This is a genomic window from Ramlibacter pinisoli, assembly GCF_009758015.1.
Taxonomy (GTDB): Bacteria; Pseudomonadota; Gammaproteobacteria; order Burkholderiales; family Burkholderiaceae_C; genus Ramlibacter; species Ramlibacter pinisoli.
The window spans coordinates 261,320-280,423 of the sequence record NZ_WSEL01000011.1 but is presented as its reverse complement, the minus strand read 5'-3'; the positions used below and the strand labels follow the sequence as shown (position 1 = coordinate 280,423).

Below are 19,104 nucleotides of genomic sequence, written 5' to 3'. Positions count from 1 at the left end.
CCGCGTCGATCTGGTCGTAGGCCTTGGCTTCACCGCCGAACTTGGTCGACAGCACCGTCGTGATGGCCGCCGTCAGCGTGGTCTTGCCGTGGTCCACGTGACCGATGGTGCCCACGTTCACGTGCGGCTTGGTCCGCTCGAATTTACCTTTTGCCATTTCTGTCCTCTAAAGAGCAATGCCCGTGGATTGGTTTTACGTCTGCACGGCGTTGCCTGGTTCCCCTGCCACGGGCAGCAGGGGGCACGCCGTCGCAGACGGGTTGCTGTTATTTCGCGCGGGCGGCGACGATCGCCTCGGCCACGTTGCGCGGAGCTTCGGCGTAGTGCTTGAACTCCATCGTGTAGGTGGCACGGCCCTGCGACATCGAACGCAGCGAGGTCGAGTAGCCGAACATCTCGGACAGCGGCACCTCGGCCTTGATGGCCTTGCCGCCGCCGACCATGTCTTCCATGCCCTGCACCATGCCGCGACGCGACGACAGGTCGCCCATCACGTTGCCGGCGTAGTCTTCCGGGGTCTCGACTTCCACGGCCATCATCGGCTCGAGGATGACCGGGCTGGCCTTCTTCGCGCCTTCCTTGAAGCCGAAGATGGCAGCCATCTTGAACGCGAGTTCGTTCGAGTCCACGTCGTGGTACGAGCCGAAGTGCAGCGTGACCTTCACGTCCACCACCGGGTAACCGGCGAGCACGCCCTGCGTGACGGCCTCGTTGATGCCCTTTTCCACCGCGGGGATGAATTCGCGGGGAACCACGCCGCCCTTGATGGCGTCGACGAATTCGATGCCCTTGCCGGCTTCGTTGGGCTCGAGCTTGAGCACGACGTGGCCGTACTGGCCCTTGCCGCCCGACTGGCGGACGAACTTGCCTTCGGCCTCGTCGACCGTCTTGCGGATGGTCTCGCGGTAGGCGACCTGCGGCTTGCCGACGTTGGCTTCCACGCCGAACTCGCGCTTCATGCGGTCGACGATGATTTCCAGGTGCAGCTCGCCCATGCCGGCGATGATGGTCTGGCCGGATTCCTCGTCAGTGCGCACGCGGAACGACGGGTCTTCCTGCGCCAGGCGGTTCAGGGCGATGCCCATCTTCTCCTGGTCGGCCTTGGTCTTGGGCTCGACGGCCTGCGCGATCACGGGCTCGGGGAACACCATGCGCTCGAGCGTGACGATGGACGCCGGGTCGCACAGCGTTTCGCCGGTCGTGACGTCCTTCAGGCCCACGCAGGCGGCGATGTCGCCGGCGCGGATTTCCTCGACTTCCTGGCGGTTGTTGGCGTGCATCTGCACGATCCGGCCGATGCGCTCCTTCTTGCCGCGCACCGGGTTGAAGACGCTGTCACCCTTGGTGAGCACGCCCGAGTAGACGCGCACGAACGTCAGCTGGCCGACGAACGGGTCGGTCATCAGCTTGAACGCCAGGGCGGAGAACTTCTCGTTGTCGTCGGCCTTGCGGGTGACGGCCTGCTCGTTCTCGTCGGTGCCGGACACCGGGGGGATGTCCACCGGGGAGGGCATCAGCTCGATGACGGCGTCGAGCATGCGCTGCACGCCCTTGTTCTTGAAGGCGGTGCCGCACAGCATCGGCTGGATCTCGCCGGCGATGGTGCGCGTGCGCAGGCCGAGCGTGATCTCTTCCTCGGAGAGGTCACCCTCCTCGAGGTACTTGTTCATCAGGTCCTCGTTCGCCTCGGCGGCGGCCTCGACCATCTTCTCGCGCCATTCCTTGGCCTGCTCGACCAGATTGGCGGGGATTTCCTCGAAGCTGAACTTCATGCCCTGGGACGCCTCGTCCCAGATGATCGCCTTCATCTTGCGCAGGTCGACCACGCCGGTGAAGTTCTCCTCGGCGCCGATCGGGATGACGATGGGCACCGGGTTGGCCTTCAGGCGCAACCGCATCTGGTCGTAGACCTTGTAGAAGTTGGCACCGGTGCGGTCCATCTTGTTGACGAACGCCAGGCGCGGCACCTTGTACTTGTTGGCCTGGCGCCAGACCGTCTCGGACTGGGGCTGCACGCCGCCCACGGCGCAGTACACCATGCAGGCGCCGTCCAGCACGCGCATGGAACGCTCCACCTCGATGGTGAAGTCCACGTGGCCGGGGGTGTCGATGATGTTGATGCGGTGCTCGGGGAAGGACATGTCCATGCCCTTCCAGAAGCAGGTGGTCGCCGCGGACGTGATCGTGATGCCGCGCTCCTGCTCCTGCTCCATCCAGTCCATGGTGGCGGCGCCATCGTGCACTTCACCGATCTTGTGGTTCACACCGGTGTAGAACAGGATGCGCTCGGTGGTCGTGGTCTTGCCGGCGTCGATGTGCGCCGAGATCCCGATGTTGCGATAGCGCTCGATGGGCGTTTTGCGGGCCATGATGATCTTTCGTTGGAAGCGATAAAGGCCCGCTCGTGGCGGGCCCGTACCGCAGGTTGGGACGGTTCTTAGAAGCGGAAGTGCGAGAAGGCCTTGTTGGCCTCCGCCATGCGGTGCACTTCGTCGCGCTTCTTCATGGCGCCGCCGCGGCCTTCCGTGGCTTCCATGAGTTCGTTGGCCAGGCGCATGGCCATGGACTTCTCGCCGCGCTTCTTGGCGGCTTCCTTGAGCCAGCGCATCGACAGCGCCAGGCGGCGCACCGGGCGCACTTCGACCGGCACCTGGTAGTTGGCGCCGCCGACGCGGCGGGACTTCACCTCGACCATCGGCTTGACGTTGTTGATGGCGATGGTGAACGCCTCGACCGGATCGCGGCCGGGGTTCTTCTTCTCGATCTGCTCGAGCGCACCGTAGACGATGCGCTCGGCGACCGCCTTCTTGCCGCCTTGCATGATGACGTTCATGAACTTGGCGAGCTCGACATTGCCGTACTTGGGATCCGGCAGGATTTCACGCTTAGGGACTTCGCGACGACGTGGCATTTCTTCACCTCTTCCATTGCTTCAGCTGGCTTGTCCCTGTCGGGGGCCCAGAAGGTCATGGGACCTTCGCTTACTCGACCCACACGGGACATCCGTGCTTCGGGTCACTCCGCTGACTCAGCCTGCCAGGGCTGGACAGCACCGACAAACTCACGACCGGCCGATCAGGCCTTCTTCGGGCGCTTGGCGCCGTACTTGGAACGCGACTGCTTGCGATCCTTCACGCCCTGCAGGTCCAGCGAACCGCGCACGATGTGATAACGAACGCCGGGCAGATCCTTGACGCGACCGCCGCGCACGAGCACGACCGAGTGCTCCTGCAGGTTGTGGCCTTCGCCGCCGATGTACGAGATGACCTCGAACCCGTTGGTCAGGCGCACCTTGGCGACCTTGCGCAGGGCCGAGTTCGGCTTCTTCGGCGTCGTGGTGTACACGCGCGTGCACACGCCCCGGCGCTGGGGGCTGTTCTGCATCGCGGGGGACTTGGACTTGGTCTTTTCGACCTCCCGCCCCTGACGCACTAGTTGATTGATGGTTGGCATTGAGAAAACGTCCCTAAACGTCTGTAAACGGCGCCAGCCGCGGCTGCGGCTGGCAACACCCCTCCCGCCCCAAATGCGGGAAAGCCCGCCAGTATATCCCGGGACGGGTTTTCCCTCAAGGGCCGGGGAACGGCGCCCCGCCAGCAGGGCGCCGGCCGGCAGCGGGCGGCACGCGCCCGCGCCCGCTCACTTGATCCAGAGGCGCAGCGCGTCCCAGGCGCGGCCGAGGATGCCGGCCTGCTCCACCGGCTCCAGCACCAGCAGCGGCACGTCGGCCACCGCCCGGTCGCCGGCCGTCACCTTGAGGGCGCCGACCTGCTGGCCCTTGGTGAACGGGGCCACCAGCGGGTCGGGCCGGGCCACCGCCGTCTTGAGCTGGCCCGCGGTGCCGGCCGGCACCGCCACCACCAGCGGCTGCGGACGCCCGAGCTTGACCGTCGGCGCGGTGCCCTTCCAGACCTGCGGTGTCACCACCGCCTGGTTGGCATCGAACAGCTTGATGCCCTCGTAGGCGGTGAACCCCCAGTTCAACAGCTTCTGCGACTCGTTGGCGCGACCGGCCTCGCTGCCGGCGCCCAGCACGATGGACAGCAGGCGCCGGCCGGGCAGGTTGGGGAAGTCGCGCCGGGCGGTGGTGATCAGGCAGTAGCCGGCCGTGTCGGTGTGGCCGGCATGGAGGCCGTCGACCGTGGGATCGCGGAACAGCAGCATGTTCCGGTTGGTGTCGTTGGCGGTCGGCGTGCCCTGGTAGCGGTACTTCCTGATCGCGTAATAGCCCACGAACTCGGGATAGTCCTGCATCAGCCGCGTGGCCAGGATGCCCAGGTCGCGCGCCGTGGTCATGTGCCCCGGCTCCGACAGGCCCACCGGGTTGCGGAAGTCCGTGCTCTTCATGCCCAGCGCCTTGGCCTGGTCGTTCATCAGCTGCACGAAGCGCTCGGCGGTCCCGCCCACGGCTTCGGCCAGGGCCATCGTCGCGTCGTTGCCGGACTGCACGACCATTCCCTTGATCAGGTCCTCCGCCGGCACCTGCATGCCGGCGTCGATGAACATGCGCGAACCGGGCATCTTCGAGGCCCGCACGCTGACCGGGAGCGGCTGCTGCAGCGAGATCTTCCCGGAGCGCAGCGCATCGAACACCAGGTAGGCCGACATCAGCTTGGTGAGCGAGGCCGGCTCCACCGGCGAGTCGGCCTCGCGCCCGGCCAGCACCTGGTTGGCGCTGACGTCCAGCAGGAGGTAGCTGCGCGCCGCGATGTCGGGCGGCTGTGGCGTCTGGGCGGCGGCCGCGAGGCAAAGCAACGCCAGCAAAGGCGCGGCCAGCGCCTGGGCGAGTCGAATCATGGGCGGGGGATCAGGAACGCAGGTGGCGCGCCACCAGGGATTTCAGCAGCGGCAATTGTCCGTGGAAGAAATGCCCGCCTCCTGGCACAACCGTAACAGGGAGCGACTGCGGGCGCGCCCAGTCCATCACCGACTGCAGCGACACGGTGTCGTCCTGCTCGCCGTGGACCACCAGCGTGCGATCGTGCGCCTCCGGCGGCAGCACCGACACCTCGAAGCGCTGGGCTGCGGTGCCGACCAGGACCACCTTGCGCACCTCGCGCGTGCTCCACGCGGCCGCGAGCACCCGGCTGGCCACGAAGGCGCCGAACGAGAAGCCGGCCAGTGCCACCGGGCCGTCCGGGGCCAGCGCCTGCAGCACCGCGCCCATGTCCTCGGCCTCGCCGCGGCCCTCGTCGTGCACGCCGGCCGAGCCGCCGACGCCGCGGAAGTTGAAGCGCACTGCCGTCCAGCCCGCCTGCACGAAGGCGCGCGCCAGGGTCTGCACCACCTTGTTGTCCATGGTGCCGCCGAACAGCGGATGCGGGTGGGCGATGACGGCAGTGCCGACCGGCGTGCCGGCGGGGGCGTCGCGCTGCACCTCGATGGCGCCGGCCGCGCCCTGCAGGTGCAGCCGTTCGGTCTGCGCGTTCATCGGCCCAGGTGGGGTGGGGTGAGCAGGCGCTCGACCACGCGCCCGTTCTTCAGGTGCGACTCGACGATCTCGTCGATGTCCTGGGCGTCGACGTAGGTGTACCAGACCGCCTCGGGGTAGACCACGGCGACCGGGCCGGCGGCGCAGCGATCGAGGCATCCGGCCTTGTTCACCCGCACCTTGCCCGGACCGGCGAGCCCCTGCGACTTCACCTGCGCCTTGCAGCGGTCGAACGCCTCCTGGGCGTTGTGGTCGGCACAGCAGTTCTCGCCGTTGCTTCGCTTGTTCAGGCAGAAGAAGATGTGGCGCTCGTAGTACGAGGGCCGGGAGGATGCGTCGCTCATCGCGGCAATTCTAGGCCGCGGGGTGCGGCCGCGAGACCCGCGCCAGCACGTACGCCAGCGTCGCATAGGGCCACAGCCAGCCGAGCCACTGGGCCAGCCCATGGAAGCGGATGAAGCGGCCCTGCTCCCAGGCCTGCAAGGTGTGCGTGAAGTACGCACTGGCCGGCGCCTGGTTCAGCAGCACCAGGTGCAGCAGCAGGGCCACCAGCCCCAGCGCGGCGCACCAGCGCCGCGGCAGCAGCAGCAGCGCCGCGCACAGCACCAGGCCGACCGCGAGTCCGAGCCGCACCGGCAGGCTCAGCCAGGCCCAGGCATGCACCGGCCCCCAGCTCAGGGCCGCCGACAGGGCCGTCGCGCCCACGCCGAGGGCCACCAGCAAGGCGGCGATCAGGGCCCGGCGGCCGACCGTTTGCATGATCGAGTAGGCCAGCAGGCAGGGCACCAGCACCCCCAGGGCCACGCACAGCAGCTCCACGCCCGGCACCAGCGGCTGCAGTTCGACGTCGCGCACCGGCATCCACTCCAGGAACGGCGTGTCGGCCAGCCAGTCGCCCAGGGCGGCCTCGACGCGTTCCAGCACCTGGCCCAGCCCCAGTGGCACGGCGGCCGGGAACAGCAGCGCGAACGGCCACAGCGCCAGCAGCACCAGGGCGCCGCGCGCGTCCTCGACGAACCAGCGCTGGCGGAACCGGCTCCAGCGGTCGACGGCGCCGGCCCATTCCAGCGCGCCGGCCAGGCCGGCGCCCAGCCCCGCACCGGCCGCGTTCAGGCCGAAGTCGACGTTGGAGGGCACGCGCGCGGGCAGGTAGGTCTGGAGCGCCTCCATCGCCAGCGACAGTGCGGCGCCGTAGGCCGTGGCCAGCAGCACCGCGCGGCCGACGCCGGTCTCGCTGGCCGGCCGGTGCCCGCGCCGCAGCACGCTCAGCGCCAGCAGGAATCCCAGCGGCGCGTAGCCCAGCACGTTGGCGGCGACGTCGAACCCGGTCCAGTAGCGTGGCCAGGGACTGGCCAGGAAGGCGAAGGAGGCAATGCCCTGGTCGCGCCAGCCGCTGAACGGATACAGGCTGGCGTAGACGATCAGCGCCGCGTAGGCCTGCGCCAGGGGCCAGGCCGACGTCTTGCGCGCGACCATCGGCCCTCGCTCAGAACGGTTTGACGACCACCAGCACCACGGCGGCCAGCAGCATCAGGACTGGCAACTCGTTGAACCAGCGGTACCAGCGATGGCCGTGCCGGTTGGAGCCGGTCGCGAAGCGGCGCAGCAGGGCGCCGCACACATGGTTGTAGCCGACTGCCAGCACCACCACCGCCAGCTTGGCGTGCAGCCAGCCGTTGCCCGGGCCGCGGCCGATGCCATAGCCCAGCCACAGCCACAGGCCCAGACCGAGCGCCGGGATCGACAGCATGGTGGTGAACCGCAGCAGCTTGCGGGCCATGAGCAGCAGCCGCTCGTGTTCGGCGATCGAGCCGGCCGGCACCAGCGCCAGGTTCACGAAGATGCGTGGCAGGTAGAACAGGCCGGCGAACCAGCTGGCCACGAACACGATGTGGAGGGCTTTGACCCAGAGCATGGCCCGAGTGTACGGAAGGGCCAAGCTGGCCCGTCGGCCATGGGTGGAAAGCGCCGGAGGCAAAAAAACCCCGGCCATCAGCCGGGGTGGGAAGCCTTTTTGCTGTCACACATCAAGGCGCCCGCTCAGGGAGGAAAAGCGGGGAGCGGCATGCCGCCCGCGCGTAATTTAACAAAGCACCCTCCCGCCAGCAAGCGCGCTGGCCGGCAGCACCGGCCTCTCAATGCAACGCGGCCGCAGCGTCAACCCCGGCGGCCCAGGGGACGATGGGGCACAATTTTCCCCATGGTCCTGCACGCCTCCTACCCCCATGGCCGCCCGCGACGCCTGCGCCGCGACACCTTCACGCGCAACCTCGTCCGCGAGCACGCCCTCAGCGCGCACGACCTCATCTACCCGGTGTTCGTCCTCGACGGTGCGGGGCGGCGCGAAGCCGTCGCCTCCATGCCGGGCGTGGAGCGGGTCAGCCTGGACCTGCTGCTGCCGGTGGCTCAGCAGTGCGTGGAGCTCGGCATTCCGGTGCTGGCGCTGTTCCCGGTCATCGACCCCGCGCTCAAGACCGAGGACGGACGCGAGGCCTGGAACCCCGAGGGCCTGGTGCCGCGGGTGGTGCGGGCGCTCAAGCAGCGCTTCCCGGAACTGGGCGTGATGACCGACGTGGCCCTGGATCCCTTCACCAGCCACGGCCAGGACGGCCTGCTCGATCCGACCGGCTACATCCTGAACGACGAGACGGTGGAGGTGCTGACGCGCCAGGCCCTGGTGCAGGCCGATGCCGGCGTGGACATCGTCGCGCCCAGCGACATGATGGACGGGCGCATCGGCGCGATCCGCAAGGCGCTGGAGGAACGCGGCGCCATCCACACCCGCATCATGGCGTACAGCGCCAAGTACGCGAGCGCCTTCTACGGCCCGTTCCGTGATGCGGTCGGCTCGGCCGGCAATCTCGGCAAGAGCAACAAGAAGGTCTACCAGATGGACCCGGGCAACAGCGACGAGGCGCTGCGCGAGGTGGCGATGGACATCGCCGAGGGCGCCGACATGGTGATGGTCAAGCCCGGCATGCCCTACCTGGACATCGTGCGGCGCGTGAAGGACGAGTTCCGCGTGCCGACCTTCGCCTACCAGGTGTCCGGCGAGTACGCGATGCTGCAGGCGGCCGCGCGCAACGGCTGGCTCGACGGCCCGGCCGTGATGATGGAGAGCCTGCTCGCCTTCAAGCGCGCCGGCGCCGACGGGGTGCTGACCTACTTCGCCCTCGAGGCCGCCCGCCAGCTGCGCGCCTAGCGCCTCCCGATGCAGCTCGTCGAATTCACGGCCGGCACGCTCCGCTTCCTCGACACGCTGCCCCGGCGGGGGCCGGCCGACGGCTTCGTCTGGATCTACCTCGACCGCGAGACGCTGCACGAGGAACTGCCGGCCCTGCAGGCGGCGGTGCAGCGCATCGGTGGCTCGGCCCTGCTCGACCTCCATGTCCAGGACCTGGACAACGCCCTGCACCCCTCGCACTACGACTACACCTCGGTGTACGACCTGGTGGTGTTCCGCCGCCTGGCGACGGCCGACGAGGTCGACCAGGAGCTGCAGGGCCAGGGGCTGCCGCGCGGCGCCGGCGCCCAGATGCTGGCCAGCTTCTTCCGCATCCGCACCCGGGCTGTCGCCTTCGTGGTGTTCGACCGCCTGCTGGTGACGGTGCACCCGCAGGGCTGCTTCACCGCGCGCTCGTTCATCAGCCGCTACCTGTCCGACGCGGTGCAGAGCGAGGGCCTGAACGGCAACCGCAGCCGCCTGCCGGGCAGTCCGGCCGACCTGATGCTGCGGATGGTGAACGTCATGGTCGACAGCTACCTGGAACTGCGCAAGCAGCTGAGCACCGAGCTCGACCGCTGGCAGCAGGAGCTGCTGCGGCCGGGCTCCGACTACCGCGGCTGGAGCGCGCTGATGGTCGCCCGGCGCGAGCTGCACATGCTGGAAGACCTGTGCGAGGAGCAGAACGACGCCATGCAGGAGTGGCTGGACACCGCCCGCGAGCAGCCGCCGCCCGGCCTCACGCAGGCCGAGCGCGATGGCCTGACCGCCCGGGCGCGCGACGTCATCGAGCACATCCAGCGGGTGGTGCACCAGGTCCGGCGCATGGAGCAGGGCGCCGAGAGCGTGGTGCAGATCCACTTCTCGGCCCAGAGCCACCGCACCAACAACATCATGCGCACCCTGACGGCGCTGACGGCCATCTTCCTGCCGCTGAACCTGATCACCGGCGTGTTCGGCATGAACTTCGCCAGCATGCCGCTGCTGCACGACCGGTTCGGTTTCTGGCTGGCCATCGGCAGCATGGCGGCGGTCGCGGCGCTGCTCGGGCTGGTGTTCTGGCGCAAGCACTACCTGGAACGCAGCGCGCGCTAGCGCTCGTGGCCGGCACGATCCGCATCGGCACCGCCGGCTGGTCGCTGGCACCCGGGGAGCAGCACCGGTTTCCTGCCGGCGCCAGCCACCTGCAGCGCTACGCGCAGGTCTTCGAGGCCTGCGAGATCAATTCGTCCTTCCACCGTCCGCACCGCGCCGCGACCTGGGCCCGCTGGGCGGCCGAGGTGCCGGACGGCTTCGCGTTCTCGGCCAAGCTGCCGCGGGAGATCACCCATGAGCGGCGCCTGGTGGACTGCGAGGCGCCGTTGCGGTCGTTCCTCGACGCCGCCGGCGCGCTCGGAGACCGCCTGCGGGCCCTGCTGGTGCAACTGCCACCCAGCCTGGCGTTCGACGCTCCGACGGCCGATGCCTTCTTCGCCGCCCTGCACGGGCTGCATCCGGCGCCGGCGGTGCTGGAGCCGCGCCACGCCAGCTGGTTCACGCCCGCCGTCGACGCCTGGCTGGCACAGCGCCGCATCGCCCGCGTCCTGGCCGACCCGGTGCGCCATGCACCGGGCCGCTGGCCGGGCGGCTGGCCGCAGTGCGTCTATCTGCGCCTGCACGGCTGGCCGCGGGTCTACACCTCACCGTATCCGGAGGCGACGCTGCTGGCACTGGCGCAGCGGCTGCGGCTGGCCGCGGACGAAGGCAGGGACGCCTGGTGCATCTTCGACAACACGGCCCGCGGCGCGGCCACCGGCGATGCGCTGCGTCTGCGCGAGCTGCTCGCTCAGACGTAGGGCGGCTGCAGCTTCTCGTTGGCAATCGCCCGCTGCACGGCCGGCCGCTCCAACACGCGTTGCAGGTAGGGCCCCAGGTGCGGCCGGTCGCGCGCGCGGTCGGCGCTGAAATTGCGCGTCCAGCGGCACAGCGTCCACAGGTAGGCGTCCACGGCCGAGTACTGCGGACCTAGGAACCAGGGCCCGCCGGCGGCGAGCTGGGCATCGAGCTGGTCGAGCATGCCGGCCACCCTGGCCTGCGCCTGGCGCCTGACCTGCGCCGCCCCCTCGGCGTTGCCGGGATCGACCCAGCGCTCGGGATAGAAGTACGCCATCAGGGTCGCCTGCAGGGTGTTGGTGGCCCACACCAGCCACTTGTAGAAGTGGCTGCGCTGGTCCGTGCCGACGGCCGGCGCCAGCCCCGCCCGCGGCTGGCGGTCGCACAGGTGCAGCACGATGGCGGCCGTCTCGTACAGCACCAGGTCACCGTCGACCAGCACGGGAATCAGGCCGTTCGGGTTCAGCTGCAGGTAGGGCGGCTGCTTGTGCTCGTTGGCCGGGCGGTCGACGTGGACCCGCCGGTACGGCGCGCCGATCTCCTCCAGCAGGATGTGCGGCACCATGGCCGCGGTGCCGGGATAGTGGTGCAGTTCGATCATGGGGGCGAGGGCAGGCCGAACAGGCCGGCGGCGTTGTCCCAGGCGATGCGGCGCGCCACGTCCGGCGGCAGCTCGGCCAGCCAGCTGCGGTAGCCGTTCATGGTGTCGTCGTAGGACGTCCAGCGCTGGTTGACCCAGGTGTCCGAGCCCAGCACGAAGCGGGTCGGGTACTTCAGCAGCAGCTGGCGCCACTCGGGACACAGCTTGCGAGCATCGCAGGTCAGGCCGGGCCGGTACGACAGCTCGCCCACCAGCAGCGGGTAGCGCGTCAGCAGCTGGTCGACGCGGGCCACCGGCGCGCCGCCGATGCCGGTGTGGGCCCAGATCAGGCGCAGCTTCTGGCCCCGGCTGGCGGTGTGCGCCATCAGCAGGTCGATCGCCGCGTCGTCGACATGCGCCAGCACCGCGAGCTGCCGCTCCTCCGCCAGCTGCATCAGCTGGCGCGCCACCGGCCCGTTGGCATTGGCGCTGTCGTACAGGTGGAACTCGCCGATGCCGCGGAACGGCCCGGCCGCCGTGCCACGCGCCAGTTCGGCCTGCACCATGGCGTAGATGCCCGGGTCGCGGAACCAGTTGTCGTAGTCGGCCCGGTTGCGGTACAGGCGCACGAACGGCACCACCGCGACGCCGGCGGCGCGCACCTGCGGCAGGGAGGCCAGCAGGTGGGTGCCGTCGTTGGGACGCGAGTTGGCGATGATGGCCTTGACGCCGTTGCGCTGCATCCGGCCCAGCACGTCGGCCGGCGGGTGCGGCCCGCTGCTGCCGTTCCAGGCCTCCTCGTTGTAGTGCAGGTGGGCGTCGAACAGCGGGCCGGCATAGCCCGCCGCCAGCGCCAGCGCCGGCGCTGCCGCCGCGGCCAGCGAAAGCAGCGCCGCGACGAGCCGGGCGCGCATCAGGCCGCCAGGTGCTTGCCGAAGAAGGCCAGCGAGCGCTCGAGGGCCAGCTTGGCCGCCGCGGCGTCGTAGGACCCGCGCTGGTCGCAGTTGAAGCCGTGGTTGGCCGGGTAGACGTGCACCTCGACCTCGGGGTGGCCCTTCTTGAAAGCCTCCACGCTGTCCAGCGGGATCCAGTGGTCCTGGTCGCCGAAGTGCGACAGCACCGGCACCTTGGGATGGCGGGCCGCCTCGTCCGGCGTGGTCATTCCGCCGCCGTAGTAGGTGACCGCGGCCGACAGCCCGTCGAGCTGGCAGGCCGAGCGCCAGGACAGCAGCCCGCCCCAGCAGTAGCCGACGATGCCGACCTTGCCGCCGCGCGCGGCATGCTGGATCGCGGCCTGGATGTCCTGCAGCACGCCGGGTGCCGGCAGGGCCTCGACCGCGGTCTTGAGCGCGAAGCCGGCCGACATGTCGTCCTGCGTGTAGCCCAGCTCCACGCCCGGCTTGACGCGGTGGAAGGTCGAGGGCGCCACGGCCAGGAAGCCCTGCGCCGCGTAGCCGTCGGCCACCGCCCGGATGTGGGAGTTGACGCCGAAGATTTCCTGCAGCACCACCACCGCGCCCTTGGCGGCGCCCTGGGGTTGCGCCACGTAGGCGGGGAAGGCGAAGCCGTCGGCGGCCTTGAGGTCCACGAATGCACCCATGTCGTACTCCTAGTCGGTCAGGATTGAAGTTTGCGTTGCACGAACTCGAGCCGGTCCTGCCCCCAGAACAGTTCGCCATCGACGACGTAGCTGGGCGAGCCGAACAGGCCGCGGTCGATGGCGGCCTGCGTGTTCTCGTCGTAGCGCTGCTGCACCGCCGGCGCCGCGGCGTCGTCCAGCCGCGCCGCGGCCAGCCCGCACTCGCGCAGCAGGCCGGCCAGCGTCGCCGCATCGGCGATGTCGCGCTCCTGCGCCCACACCGCCGTCAGCACCGCACCGGTGAGGCGCAGCGCGGCCTCGCTGCCGTCGTGCAGGTCGACCGCGATGATCAGGCGCGAGGCCGGATCGGCCGAGACCGGGAAGAACTTGGGGTGCAGGTTCAGCGGCAGGCCCAGGTGGTCGCGGAACCGCTGCAGCTCGACCAGCCGGTACGCCTGCCGTTGCGGCGCCCGCTTGGGCAGCGGCAGCCCGCCGCTGACCGGGAACACCCGGCCCAGGTCCATCGGCAGCACGCGGACGGCGGTGCCGGCAGCGCGGGCCATGGCCACGAAGCGCTCGTGGCCCAGATAGGTCCAGGGGCTCTGCGGGGCGAGGAAGTATTCGATCGCGTGGGGCACGTCGTCTCCGGAAGGCGCGGTTGGGGGCCGCTTTGTTCTAATCGGGCCGTATCGTAATCGCCCGACCGGGGCAGGAGGAGCCGATGGAACAAGTCATCCTGGTCACCGGCGGCAGCCGCGGGATCGGCGCTGCGACCGCCCGGCTGGCCGCGGCACGCGGATGGGCTGTGGCGGTCAACTACGCGGCCAACGCCGCGGCGGCCGACACCGTGGTGCGCGCCATCCAGTCGGCTGGCGGCACCGCGCTGGCGGTGCAGGCCGACGTGGCACGGGAGGAGCAGGTCCTCGCCATGTTCGAGCAGGTCGAGGCCCGGCTGGGGCGGCTCACCGGGCTGGTGAACAACGCCGGCGTGGTCGACGTGGCGGCGCGGGTCGAGGAGATGTCCACCGAGCGCCTGCAGCGCATGTTCGCCATCAACGTCATCGGCAGCATGGTGTGCGCACGTGAAGCCATCCGGCGGATGAGCACGCGCCACGGCGGCTCCGGCGGGGCCATCGTCAACCTCTCGAGCGCGGCCGCCCGGCTCGGCGCGCCGGGCCAGTACGTCGACTACGCGGCCGCCAAGGGCGCCATCGACGCCTTCACGATCGGCCTGGCCAAGGAGGTGGCGGCCGAGGGCATCCGCGTCAACGCGGTGCGCCCGGGCCTGATCGAGACCGAGATCCACGCCTCCGGCGGCATCCCCGACCGGGTGCAGCAGCTCGCCCACCTGGTGCCGATGCAACGCGGCGGCGGCGCCGACGAGGTCGCCGAGGCCATCGTCTGGCTGCTGTCGCCGCAGGCCAGCTACACCACCATGAGCCTGGTCGACGTGTCGGGAGGCCGCTAATGGCGCTGCACCCGCACTGCGGCGGCGCGGTGCGCCGGGCCACGGGCTGAGATGGACCTCAAGCCGCTGGTCACCCTGCTCGCGATCGTGAACCCGCTCGCGATCGTGCCGTTCTTCATCCACTACACCCAGGGCTTCTCGGCGCTGCAGCGGCGCAGCACGGTGCTCACGGCCTCGTTCACCGCCTTCGTGGTGATCGCCTCCAGCGCCCTGCTGGGGCTGCAGCTGCTGGCGTTCTTCGGCATCTCGCTGGCCAGTTTCCAGGTCGGCGGCGGCATGCTGCTGCTGACCAGCGCGCTGAACATGCTGAACGCCCAGCCGGCCGAAGCCAAGCGCTCGGGCGACGAGATGGCCGAAGGCGCGGAGAAGGCGGCCATGGGCGCCAGCATCGCGGTGGTCCCGCTGACCATCCCGCTGCTCACCGGCCCGGCCACCATCTCCACCGTGGTCATCTACGCCGAGCAGGCGCACACCGTCCTGCAGCTGCTCACGCTGGTGGGCTACGGGGTGGTCATCGCCCTGGCCACCGCCGTCTGCCTGTCGCTGGCCGACGTGATCGCGCGCGTGCTGGGGCGCACCGGCATCAACGTGATGACGCGCCTGATGGGCCTGATCCTGGCGGCGCTGGCCGTCGAAGTGATGGCGCTCGGCCTGCTCAAGCTGTTCCCGGCCCTGGGCCGCTGAGCCGCTTCAGCCGGCCTGCAGCATCCGCATCACCTGGTTGCTGGTGTTGCGCAGGCGCTGGGCCAGCAGCTGCGTGAGCTTGACCAGGAGCTTGGCGCCGACCGCCGGCTGCTCGGTGATCAGGCGCGCCACCGCCGCCCGCGACAGCACCGCCGCCTCCACCTCGCCCAGCGCCCAGCAGCTCGCGTAGCGTGGCTCGCCGTCCAGCATCGACATCTCGCCCAGCACCGCGCCGGCCTTGACCACCGCCAGCCGCGTCGTGTCGGCGCGCGGGGGTTGCAGCACCTCGGCCCCCACCTTGCGCTTGCCGACGTCCACGGTCCCCGACAGCAGCAGCATCATCCAGTCGCTGATGTCGTCTTCGGCGATCAGCACCTGCCCGGCCTGCGCGCGCACGCGCAGCATGGCCTCGCCCAGGATGTCGAGTTCGGCCGGCGTGAAATCGGCCAGCAGCGGCGACTCCTGCAGCAGCTCGCGCCGGTCGGACAGCTGGACGCAGCAGCCGAGCAGCTCGAGGCCGGCGGCGCGCAGCTGCTCCTCGACCGGGCGCCGCGGCGCCACGCTGGTGACCAGCGCCGCAGCGCTGGCCGTCTGCACGCCAGGGCCGCTCATCGCGGTGCCGACACCTGCCGCAGCCATTGCCCGATGTCCTGCGCCGCCGCGTCGGTGGCGGCGGTGAGCGCCCGCACGCCGCCCGGAGCGTCGGGGCTGGGCGCGACACCCTCGACGCCGATGCTGCGCTGGCCGAGCAGCGCCTCGCCGGCGGCGGTGTTGGCCAGCAGCGTGGCGCGTAGCCGCAGCACGCCGCGGCTGCGCTCGGGCGTGTCGAACACGTGGGAGAACTCCTCCAGCTCCAGGCGCAGCGTGTACAGGGGCTCGCCGGCCTGGCGCGCGATGGCGGCGCTCTCGTCGAGGGTGAGCACCGGCCGCTCGCGCCCGAGCTGCTGGCGCAGCCGCTGGCGCACCAGCTGCGGCGCCGGCGCGCTCCAGCGCGACATCGAGTAGGCGCGCAGCTGGTGGTCGTCGGAGTAGGCCAGGCGGTACAGGATGGCCGAGCCGTCCAGCGCGCCCGAGGCATCGATCTCCGGGATGACCAGCGGCGCGCGCGGCCCGGGCCGTTCGGGCGGCGGCGCCACGGACGCGATCGGCCCGAGGTCGAACAGCGTCGGACGCTGCGGCTTGTCGACGACGCTGGCGCAACCGGCCAGCGCCAGGCTCGCCGCGCTTGCCAGCCACTGGCGGCGCGCGCTGGATGCAACGTGGTTCATCGTGCCCCTCCCGGTGCTGTGAAGCCCGCCTCGCCCGGACCGGGATCGACCCGTCCGGTCCCGAAGATCAGCGATTGCGGGTTGTCGTTGATGCCGTTGACCGTGCGGCTGAGCTGGCGCACGGCGCGCGAGGTGTCCTCGGTGACGCGGTTCACGCGCGGCAAGGTGGCCAGGTTGAACGAGTCGGCCGCGTGCGACAGCGACGCGGCGCCGATCGCCAGGCGGTCGATGGGGCCGTCCTTCTCGTTCAGGCGGCCCGCGGTGCGGTTGATTTCACCGATGGTGACGCGCGCCTGCTCGGAGGTGTCGTGCAGCGAGGCCAGCGTGCTGTCGACGCGCTTGACCAGCGCGGGGATGTCCACCCGCTGCGGGCTGAACTGCGTGGTGAGCGTCCGGTCGACGTCGGCGCTGAGCGTGCCGATGTTGGCCGCGGCGCGCGCGATGTTGTCCAGCGCTTCGGTGAGGCGCTGCTGGTTGGGGCCGTCGACCAGCTGGTTCAGCCGCTCGGTGATCTGCTCCACCTGGCCCAGGATGGCCTCGCCCTTGTCGGTCAGCTTGGACAGCAGCCCGGGCCGCAGCGGGATGCGGGGCGGCGCGCCGTCGGCCGGCGCGAGCCGTATCGACGGCTTGCCCGAGTCGTCCAGCTGCACGAAGGCCAGGCCGGTGACGCCCTGGAACGACAGGGTGGCGAAGGTCTCGCCGGTGACGGGCGCCCCATGGTCGACGTCCAGGCGGATCAGGACGTTGCCCTGCACCTTGGGGTCGAAGCCGATCTCGGCCACCTTGCCGACGTCGACGCCGCGGTAGCGCACCGGCGCCTGCGCCTGCAGGCCGGTGACCGGCTCGCGGGTGGAGATCTCGTAGCGCTCGCGCGGCCCCTGGTCGCGCGTCAGCCACGCGCCCAGCACCAGCAGCAGCGCGGTGAGGGCCAGGACGAACAATCCGGCGGCGAGGGCGTGGGCCTTGTTTTCCATCGGGAGCTCCTAGACGGCAAACGGGTATTCGCGCAGCAGTTCCATCGCGCGCTGGCCCCGCTGGCCGAGGAAAAAATCATGCACGAACGGGTGCTGGAAGGCGATCACCTCGCGCGGCGGGCCGTCGACGATGACGCGGCGGTCGGCCAGCACCGCGATGCGGGTCGACAGTTCGAACAGCGTGTCGAGGTCGTGCGTCACCATCACCACCGTGAGCGCCAGCTCGCGGTGCAGCGAACGCAGCAGCGTGACGAAGCCGTCCGAGCTGTCCGGGTCGAGGCCGGCAGTGGGCTCGTCCAGCAGCAGCAGCGGCGGATCCATGATGAGGGCGCGGGCCAGCGCCACCCGCTTGATCATGCCGCCCGACAGGTCGGCCGGCATCTTGGCACCGTCCTCGGGCCGCAGCCCCACCATCTGCAGCTTCACCATCGCCGCCTCGCGCACCAGCGAGCGCGGCAGCGTGCGCAGTTCGCGCAGCGGGAAGGCGATGTTCTCGAGCACGCTGAAGGCGGAGAACAGGGCCCCGTGCTGGAACAGCATGCCGATGCGCGCCGATGCGCCGCGCTCGCCGAGTTCGGCCACCGGCTGGCCCAGCAGGCGGACGTCGCCCGCCGTCGGCCGTTCCAGCCCCAGGATCTGGCGCAACAGCACGGTCTTGCCGGTCCCCGAGCCGCCCACCAGCGACACCACCTCGCCGCGCTGCACGCTGAAGTCGAGGTTCTCGTGCACCGTCAGGCGCCGGCCCGGCAGCTCGAACACGGTGCTCAGCCCGCTGATCTCGATCATCGGCGCGCCGGCCGGCGGCATCTGGGCGAGCGCGGCCGGCTCGAGCAAGGTCAGAATCCCACTTCCTGGAACGCGATCGCGAACAGGGCATCGACCAGGATGACCACGGTGATCGAGGTCACGACCGAGGACGTGGTCCCCTCGCCCAGGCTCTGGGTATTGGGCTGCACCCCCAGGCCGTAGTGGCACCCGATCAGCGCGATCAGCAATCCAAACATGACCGACTTGGCGGTGGCCAGCAGCAGGTTGCCGATCTGCACCGCCTCGGGCAGGGCGCGCAGGAAGTACGAGGGCGTGATGCCCAGCGCGATGTCGGCCGCCAGCATGCCGCCGGCCAGCGCGCACAGCGTCGTCCACACGCTGATGAGCGGCATGGCGGCGGCGAGCGCCAGGGCGCGCGGCAGCACCAGGCGGAAGCTGTGCGAGATGCCCATCACGACCATGGCATCGAGTTCGTCGGTGACCCGCATGACGCCGATCTGCGCCGTGATCGCCGAACCGGAGCGGCCCGCGACCAGGATGGCGGCCAGCAGCGGGCCCAGTTCGCGGATCAGGGCCACGCCCAGGATGTCGACGATGTAGGCGTCGGCGCCGAACTGCCGCAGCTGCTTGGCGGTCAGGTAGGCCAGCACCACGCCGATGAGGAAGCCCACCAGGGCGGTGATGGGCAGCGCCGTGGCACCGATGCGGTACAGGTGGCCGGACAGGTCGCGCCAGGGTCCCTCGTGCGGCTTGCGGGCCAACCGCAGCATGTCCAGGGCCAGCTGCCCGGTCAGGCGCACGAACTCGCGCAGTTCGTGCAGGGCGTGCAGGACGCCGGCGCCGAAGTCGGTGACCGCACCGCGCCAGCCGCGCGGACGCCGACGCGCCGGCGGCTGGGAGCAGAACTGCTCGATCCGCGCCAGCACGGCCTGCTGCGCCGGCGTCACCTCCAGCCGCTCGGGCCGCCGGCCGCCCCAGTGGTCCCAGAGCAGCTGGGCGCCCACATGGTCCAGGCGGTCCACCCCACGCAGGTCCCAGGCCGCCCCGGCGCCGACCGCAACCAGGTGCCGCTGCAGCGAGCGCAGCAGGCGCGGGCGGGCGAACTGCGCGGCCGTCCACTGCCCGAGGATCCGTGCCGGGGCATCGCCGGCCACCGGGGGCTCGAGTCGGGGCGTCGTCGGATCGTCCTGCATGTGCGGGAGGGGCGGGCCGGAGCGGGGAAGCGGTCATCCTAGCCGTTGCCGGGCTGGCCGTGGT

General features: G+C 70.5%; 23 protein-coding genes. 5 read left to right on the top strand and 18 right to left on the bottom strand.

Going from position 1 to position 19,104, the window contains the following annotated elements:
* The 9 genes from GON04_RS26505 to GON04_RS26465 all read right to left on the bottom strand — a co-directional run.
* Nucleotides 1-157 (bottom strand): GTP-binding protein (locus tag GON04_RS26505; protein WP_232533128.1); only part of this gene is annotated, 157 nt, incomplete at its 3' end.
* A gap of 109 nt (nt 158-266) precedes the next feature.
* A complete protein-coding gene (fusA, locus tag GON04_RS26500) occupies nt 267-2,369 on the bottom strand; it encodes an elongation factor G (protein ID WP_157401106.1) in 2,103 nt (700 codons plus the stop codon).
* 68 nt (nt 2,370-2,437) lie between these two features.
* The gene (gene rpsG / locus GON04_RS26495; RefSeq protein WP_157401105.1) at nt 2,438-2,911 is read right to left on the bottom strand and encodes a 30S ribosomal protein S7; all 474 of its coding nucleotides are present in this window, start codon (nt 2,909-2,911) and stop codon (nt 2,438-2,440) included.
* A gap of 164 nt (nt 2,912-3,075) precedes the next feature.
* Nucleotides 3,076-3,453: a 30S ribosomal protein S12 gene (gene rpsL, locus GON04_RS26490; RefSeq protein WP_017759704.1), complete on the bottom strand. Its 378-nt coding sequence runs from the start codon at nt 3,451-3,453 to the stop codon at nt 3,076-3,078.
* Between the two features lie 186 nt (nt 3,454-3,639).
* A complete protein-coding gene (locus tag GON04_RS26485) occupies nt 3,640-4,797 on the bottom strand; it encodes a D-alanyl-D-alanine carboxypeptidase family protein (protein ID WP_157401104.1) in 1,158 nt (385 codons plus the stop codon).
* 10 nt (nt 4,798-4,807) lie between these two features.
* On the bottom strand, nt 4,808-5,431 hold the full coding sequence (locus GON04_RS26480) for an alpha/beta hydrolase (protein ID WP_157401103.1): 624 nt from the start codon (nt 5,429-5,431) through the stop codon (nt 4,808-4,810).
* A complete protein-coding gene (locus GON04_RS26475; protein WP_157401102.1) occupies nt 5,428-5,775 on the bottom strand; it encodes a (2Fe-2S) ferredoxin domain-containing protein in 348 nt (115 codons plus the stop codon). The genes GON04_RS26480 and GON04_RS26475 overlap by 4 nt, the downstream gene beginning before the upstream one ends.
* 10 nt (nt 5,776-5,785) lie before the next feature.
* Nucleotides 5,786-6,907, bottom strand: a complete 1,122-nt coding sequence (locus GON04_RS26470) for a VanZ family protein (RefSeq protein WP_157401101.1) — start codon at nt 6,905-6,907, stop codon at nt 5,786-5,788.
* A gap of 10 nt (nt 6,908-6,917) precedes the next feature.
* On the bottom strand, nt 6,918-7,346 hold the full coding sequence (locus tag GON04_RS26465; RefSeq protein ID WP_157401100.1) for a CopD family protein: 429 nt from the start codon (nt 7,344-7,346) through the stop codon (nt 6,918-6,920).
* A 285-nt stretch (nt 7,347-7,631) separates the two neighbouring features.
* On the opposite strand from GON04_RS26465, the gene hemB reads away from it, so the two are divergent.
* From hemB to GON04_RS26450, 3 genes are read left to right on the top strand one after another with little or no spacing between them, the layout of a single operon-like run.
* Nucleotides 7,632-8,633, top strand: coding sequence for a porphobilinogen synthase (gene hemB / locus GON04_RS26460; RefSeq protein ID WP_157401099.1), 1,002 nt, complete (start codon nt 7,632-7,634; stop codon nt 8,631-8,633).
* A gap of 9 nt (nt 8,634-8,642) precedes the next feature.
* Nucleotides 8,643-9,749 (top strand): magnesium transporter CorA family protein, encoded by a 1,107-nt coding sequence (locus tag GON04_RS26455; protein ID WP_157401098.1) that lies wholly within the window; start codon nt 8,643-8,645, stop codon nt 9,747-9,749.
* Nucleotides 9,750-9,754: 5 nt separating this feature from the next.
* On the top strand, nt 9,755-10,489 hold the full coding sequence (locus tag GON04_RS26450) for a DUF72 domain-containing protein (RefSeq protein ID WP_181653818.1): 735 nt from the start codon (nt 9,755-9,757) through the stop codon (nt 10,487-10,489).
* Here GON04_RS26450 and GON04_RS26445 read toward each other — a convergent pair.
* Genes GON04_RS26445 through GON04_RS26430 form a run of 4 tightly spaced genes read right to left on the bottom strand, consistent with a single transcriptional unit; the run spans nt 10,480 to nt 13,323 of the window.
* Entirely contained in the window at nt 10,480-11,127 is a 648-nt protein-coding gene (locus tag GON04_RS26445) for a glutathione S-transferase family protein (RefSeq protein ID WP_157401097.1), read from the bottom strand. The two genes, GON04_RS26450 and GON04_RS26445, sit on opposite strands and share 10 nt — an antisense overlap.
* Nucleotides 11,124-12,020, bottom strand: a complete 897-nt coding sequence (locus GON04_RS26440) for an amidohydrolase family protein (protein WP_157401096.1) — start codon at nt 12,018-12,020, stop codon at nt 11,124-11,126. Before GON04_RS26440 ends, GON04_RS26445 begins: the two co-directional genes overlap by 4 nt.
* Nucleotides 12,020-12,706 carry a dienelactone hydrolase family protein gene (locus tag GON04_RS26435; RefSeq protein WP_157401095.1) on the bottom strand — a complete coding sequence of 229 codons (687 nt, stop codon included), beginning with the start codon at nt 12,704-12,706 and terminating at the stop codon, nt 12,020-12,022. Before GON04_RS26435 ends, GON04_RS26440 begins: the two co-directional genes overlap by 1 nt.
* A 17-nt stretch (nt 12,707-12,723) precedes the next feature.
* On the bottom strand, nt 12,724-13,323 hold the full coding sequence (locus GON04_RS26430) for a DsbA family protein (protein ID WP_181653817.1): 600 nt from the start codon (nt 13,321-13,323) through the stop codon (nt 12,724-12,726).
* 83 nt (nt 13,324-13,406) lie between these two features.
* Here GON04_RS26430 and GON04_RS26425 point away from each other — a divergent pair, with 83 nt between their 5' ends.
* Nucleotides 13,407-14,153, top strand: a complete 747-nt coding sequence (locus tag GON04_RS26425) for an SDR family oxidoreductase (protein WP_157401094.1) — start codon at nt 13,407-13,409, stop codon at nt 14,151-14,153.
* 51 nt (nt 14,154-14,204) lie between these two features.
* Nucleotides 14,205-14,837, top strand: coding sequence for a MarC family protein (locus GON04_RS26420; protein WP_157401093.1), 633 nt, complete (start codon nt 14,205-14,207; stop codon nt 14,835-14,837).
* A 6-nt stretch (nt 14,838-14,843) separates the two neighbouring features.
* On the opposite strand, the gene GON04_RS26415 is transcribed toward GON04_RS26420, so the two are convergent.
* Genes GON04_RS26415 through GON04_RS26395 form a run of 5 tightly spaced genes read right to left on the bottom strand, consistent with a single transcriptional unit; the run spans nt 14,844 to nt 19,040 of the window.
* Nucleotides 14,844-15,476 carry a Crp/Fnr family transcriptional regulator gene (locus tag GON04_RS26415; RefSeq protein ID WP_232533359.1) on the bottom strand — a complete coding sequence of 211 codons (633 nt, stop codon included), beginning with the start codon at nt 15,474-15,476 and terminating at the stop codon, nt 14,844-14,846.
* The gene (locus tag GON04_RS26410) at nt 15,446-16,105 is read right to left on the bottom strand and encodes an ABC-type transport auxiliary lipoprotein family protein (protein ID WP_157401092.1); all 660 of its coding nucleotides are present in this window, start codon (nt 16,103-16,105) and stop codon (nt 15,446-15,448) included. The genes GON04_RS26415 and GON04_RS26410 overlap by 31 nt, the downstream gene beginning before the upstream one ends.
* Nucleotides 16,102-17,079, bottom strand: a complete 978-nt coding sequence (locus tag GON04_RS26405; RefSeq protein ID WP_157401091.1) for an MlaD family protein — start codon at nt 17,077-17,079, stop codon at nt 16,102-16,104. Before GON04_RS26405 ends, GON04_RS26410 begins: the two co-directional genes overlap by 4 nt.
* Nucleotides 17,080-17,088: 9 nt before the next feature.
* Complete coding sequence (locus GON04_RS26400; protein WP_157401134.1) at nt 17,089-17,886, bottom strand: ABC transporter ATP-binding protein; 798 nt, start codon at nt 17,884-17,886, stop codon at nt 17,089-17,091.
* 29 nt (nt 17,887-17,915) lie between these two features.
* Nucleotides 17,916-19,040 (bottom strand): MlaE family ABC transporter permease, encoded by a 1,125-nt coding sequence (locus GON04_RS26395; RefSeq protein WP_157401090.1) that lies wholly within the window; start codon nt 19,038-19,040, stop codon nt 17,916-17,918.
* Nucleotides 19,041-19,104 lie beyond the last annotated feature (64 nt).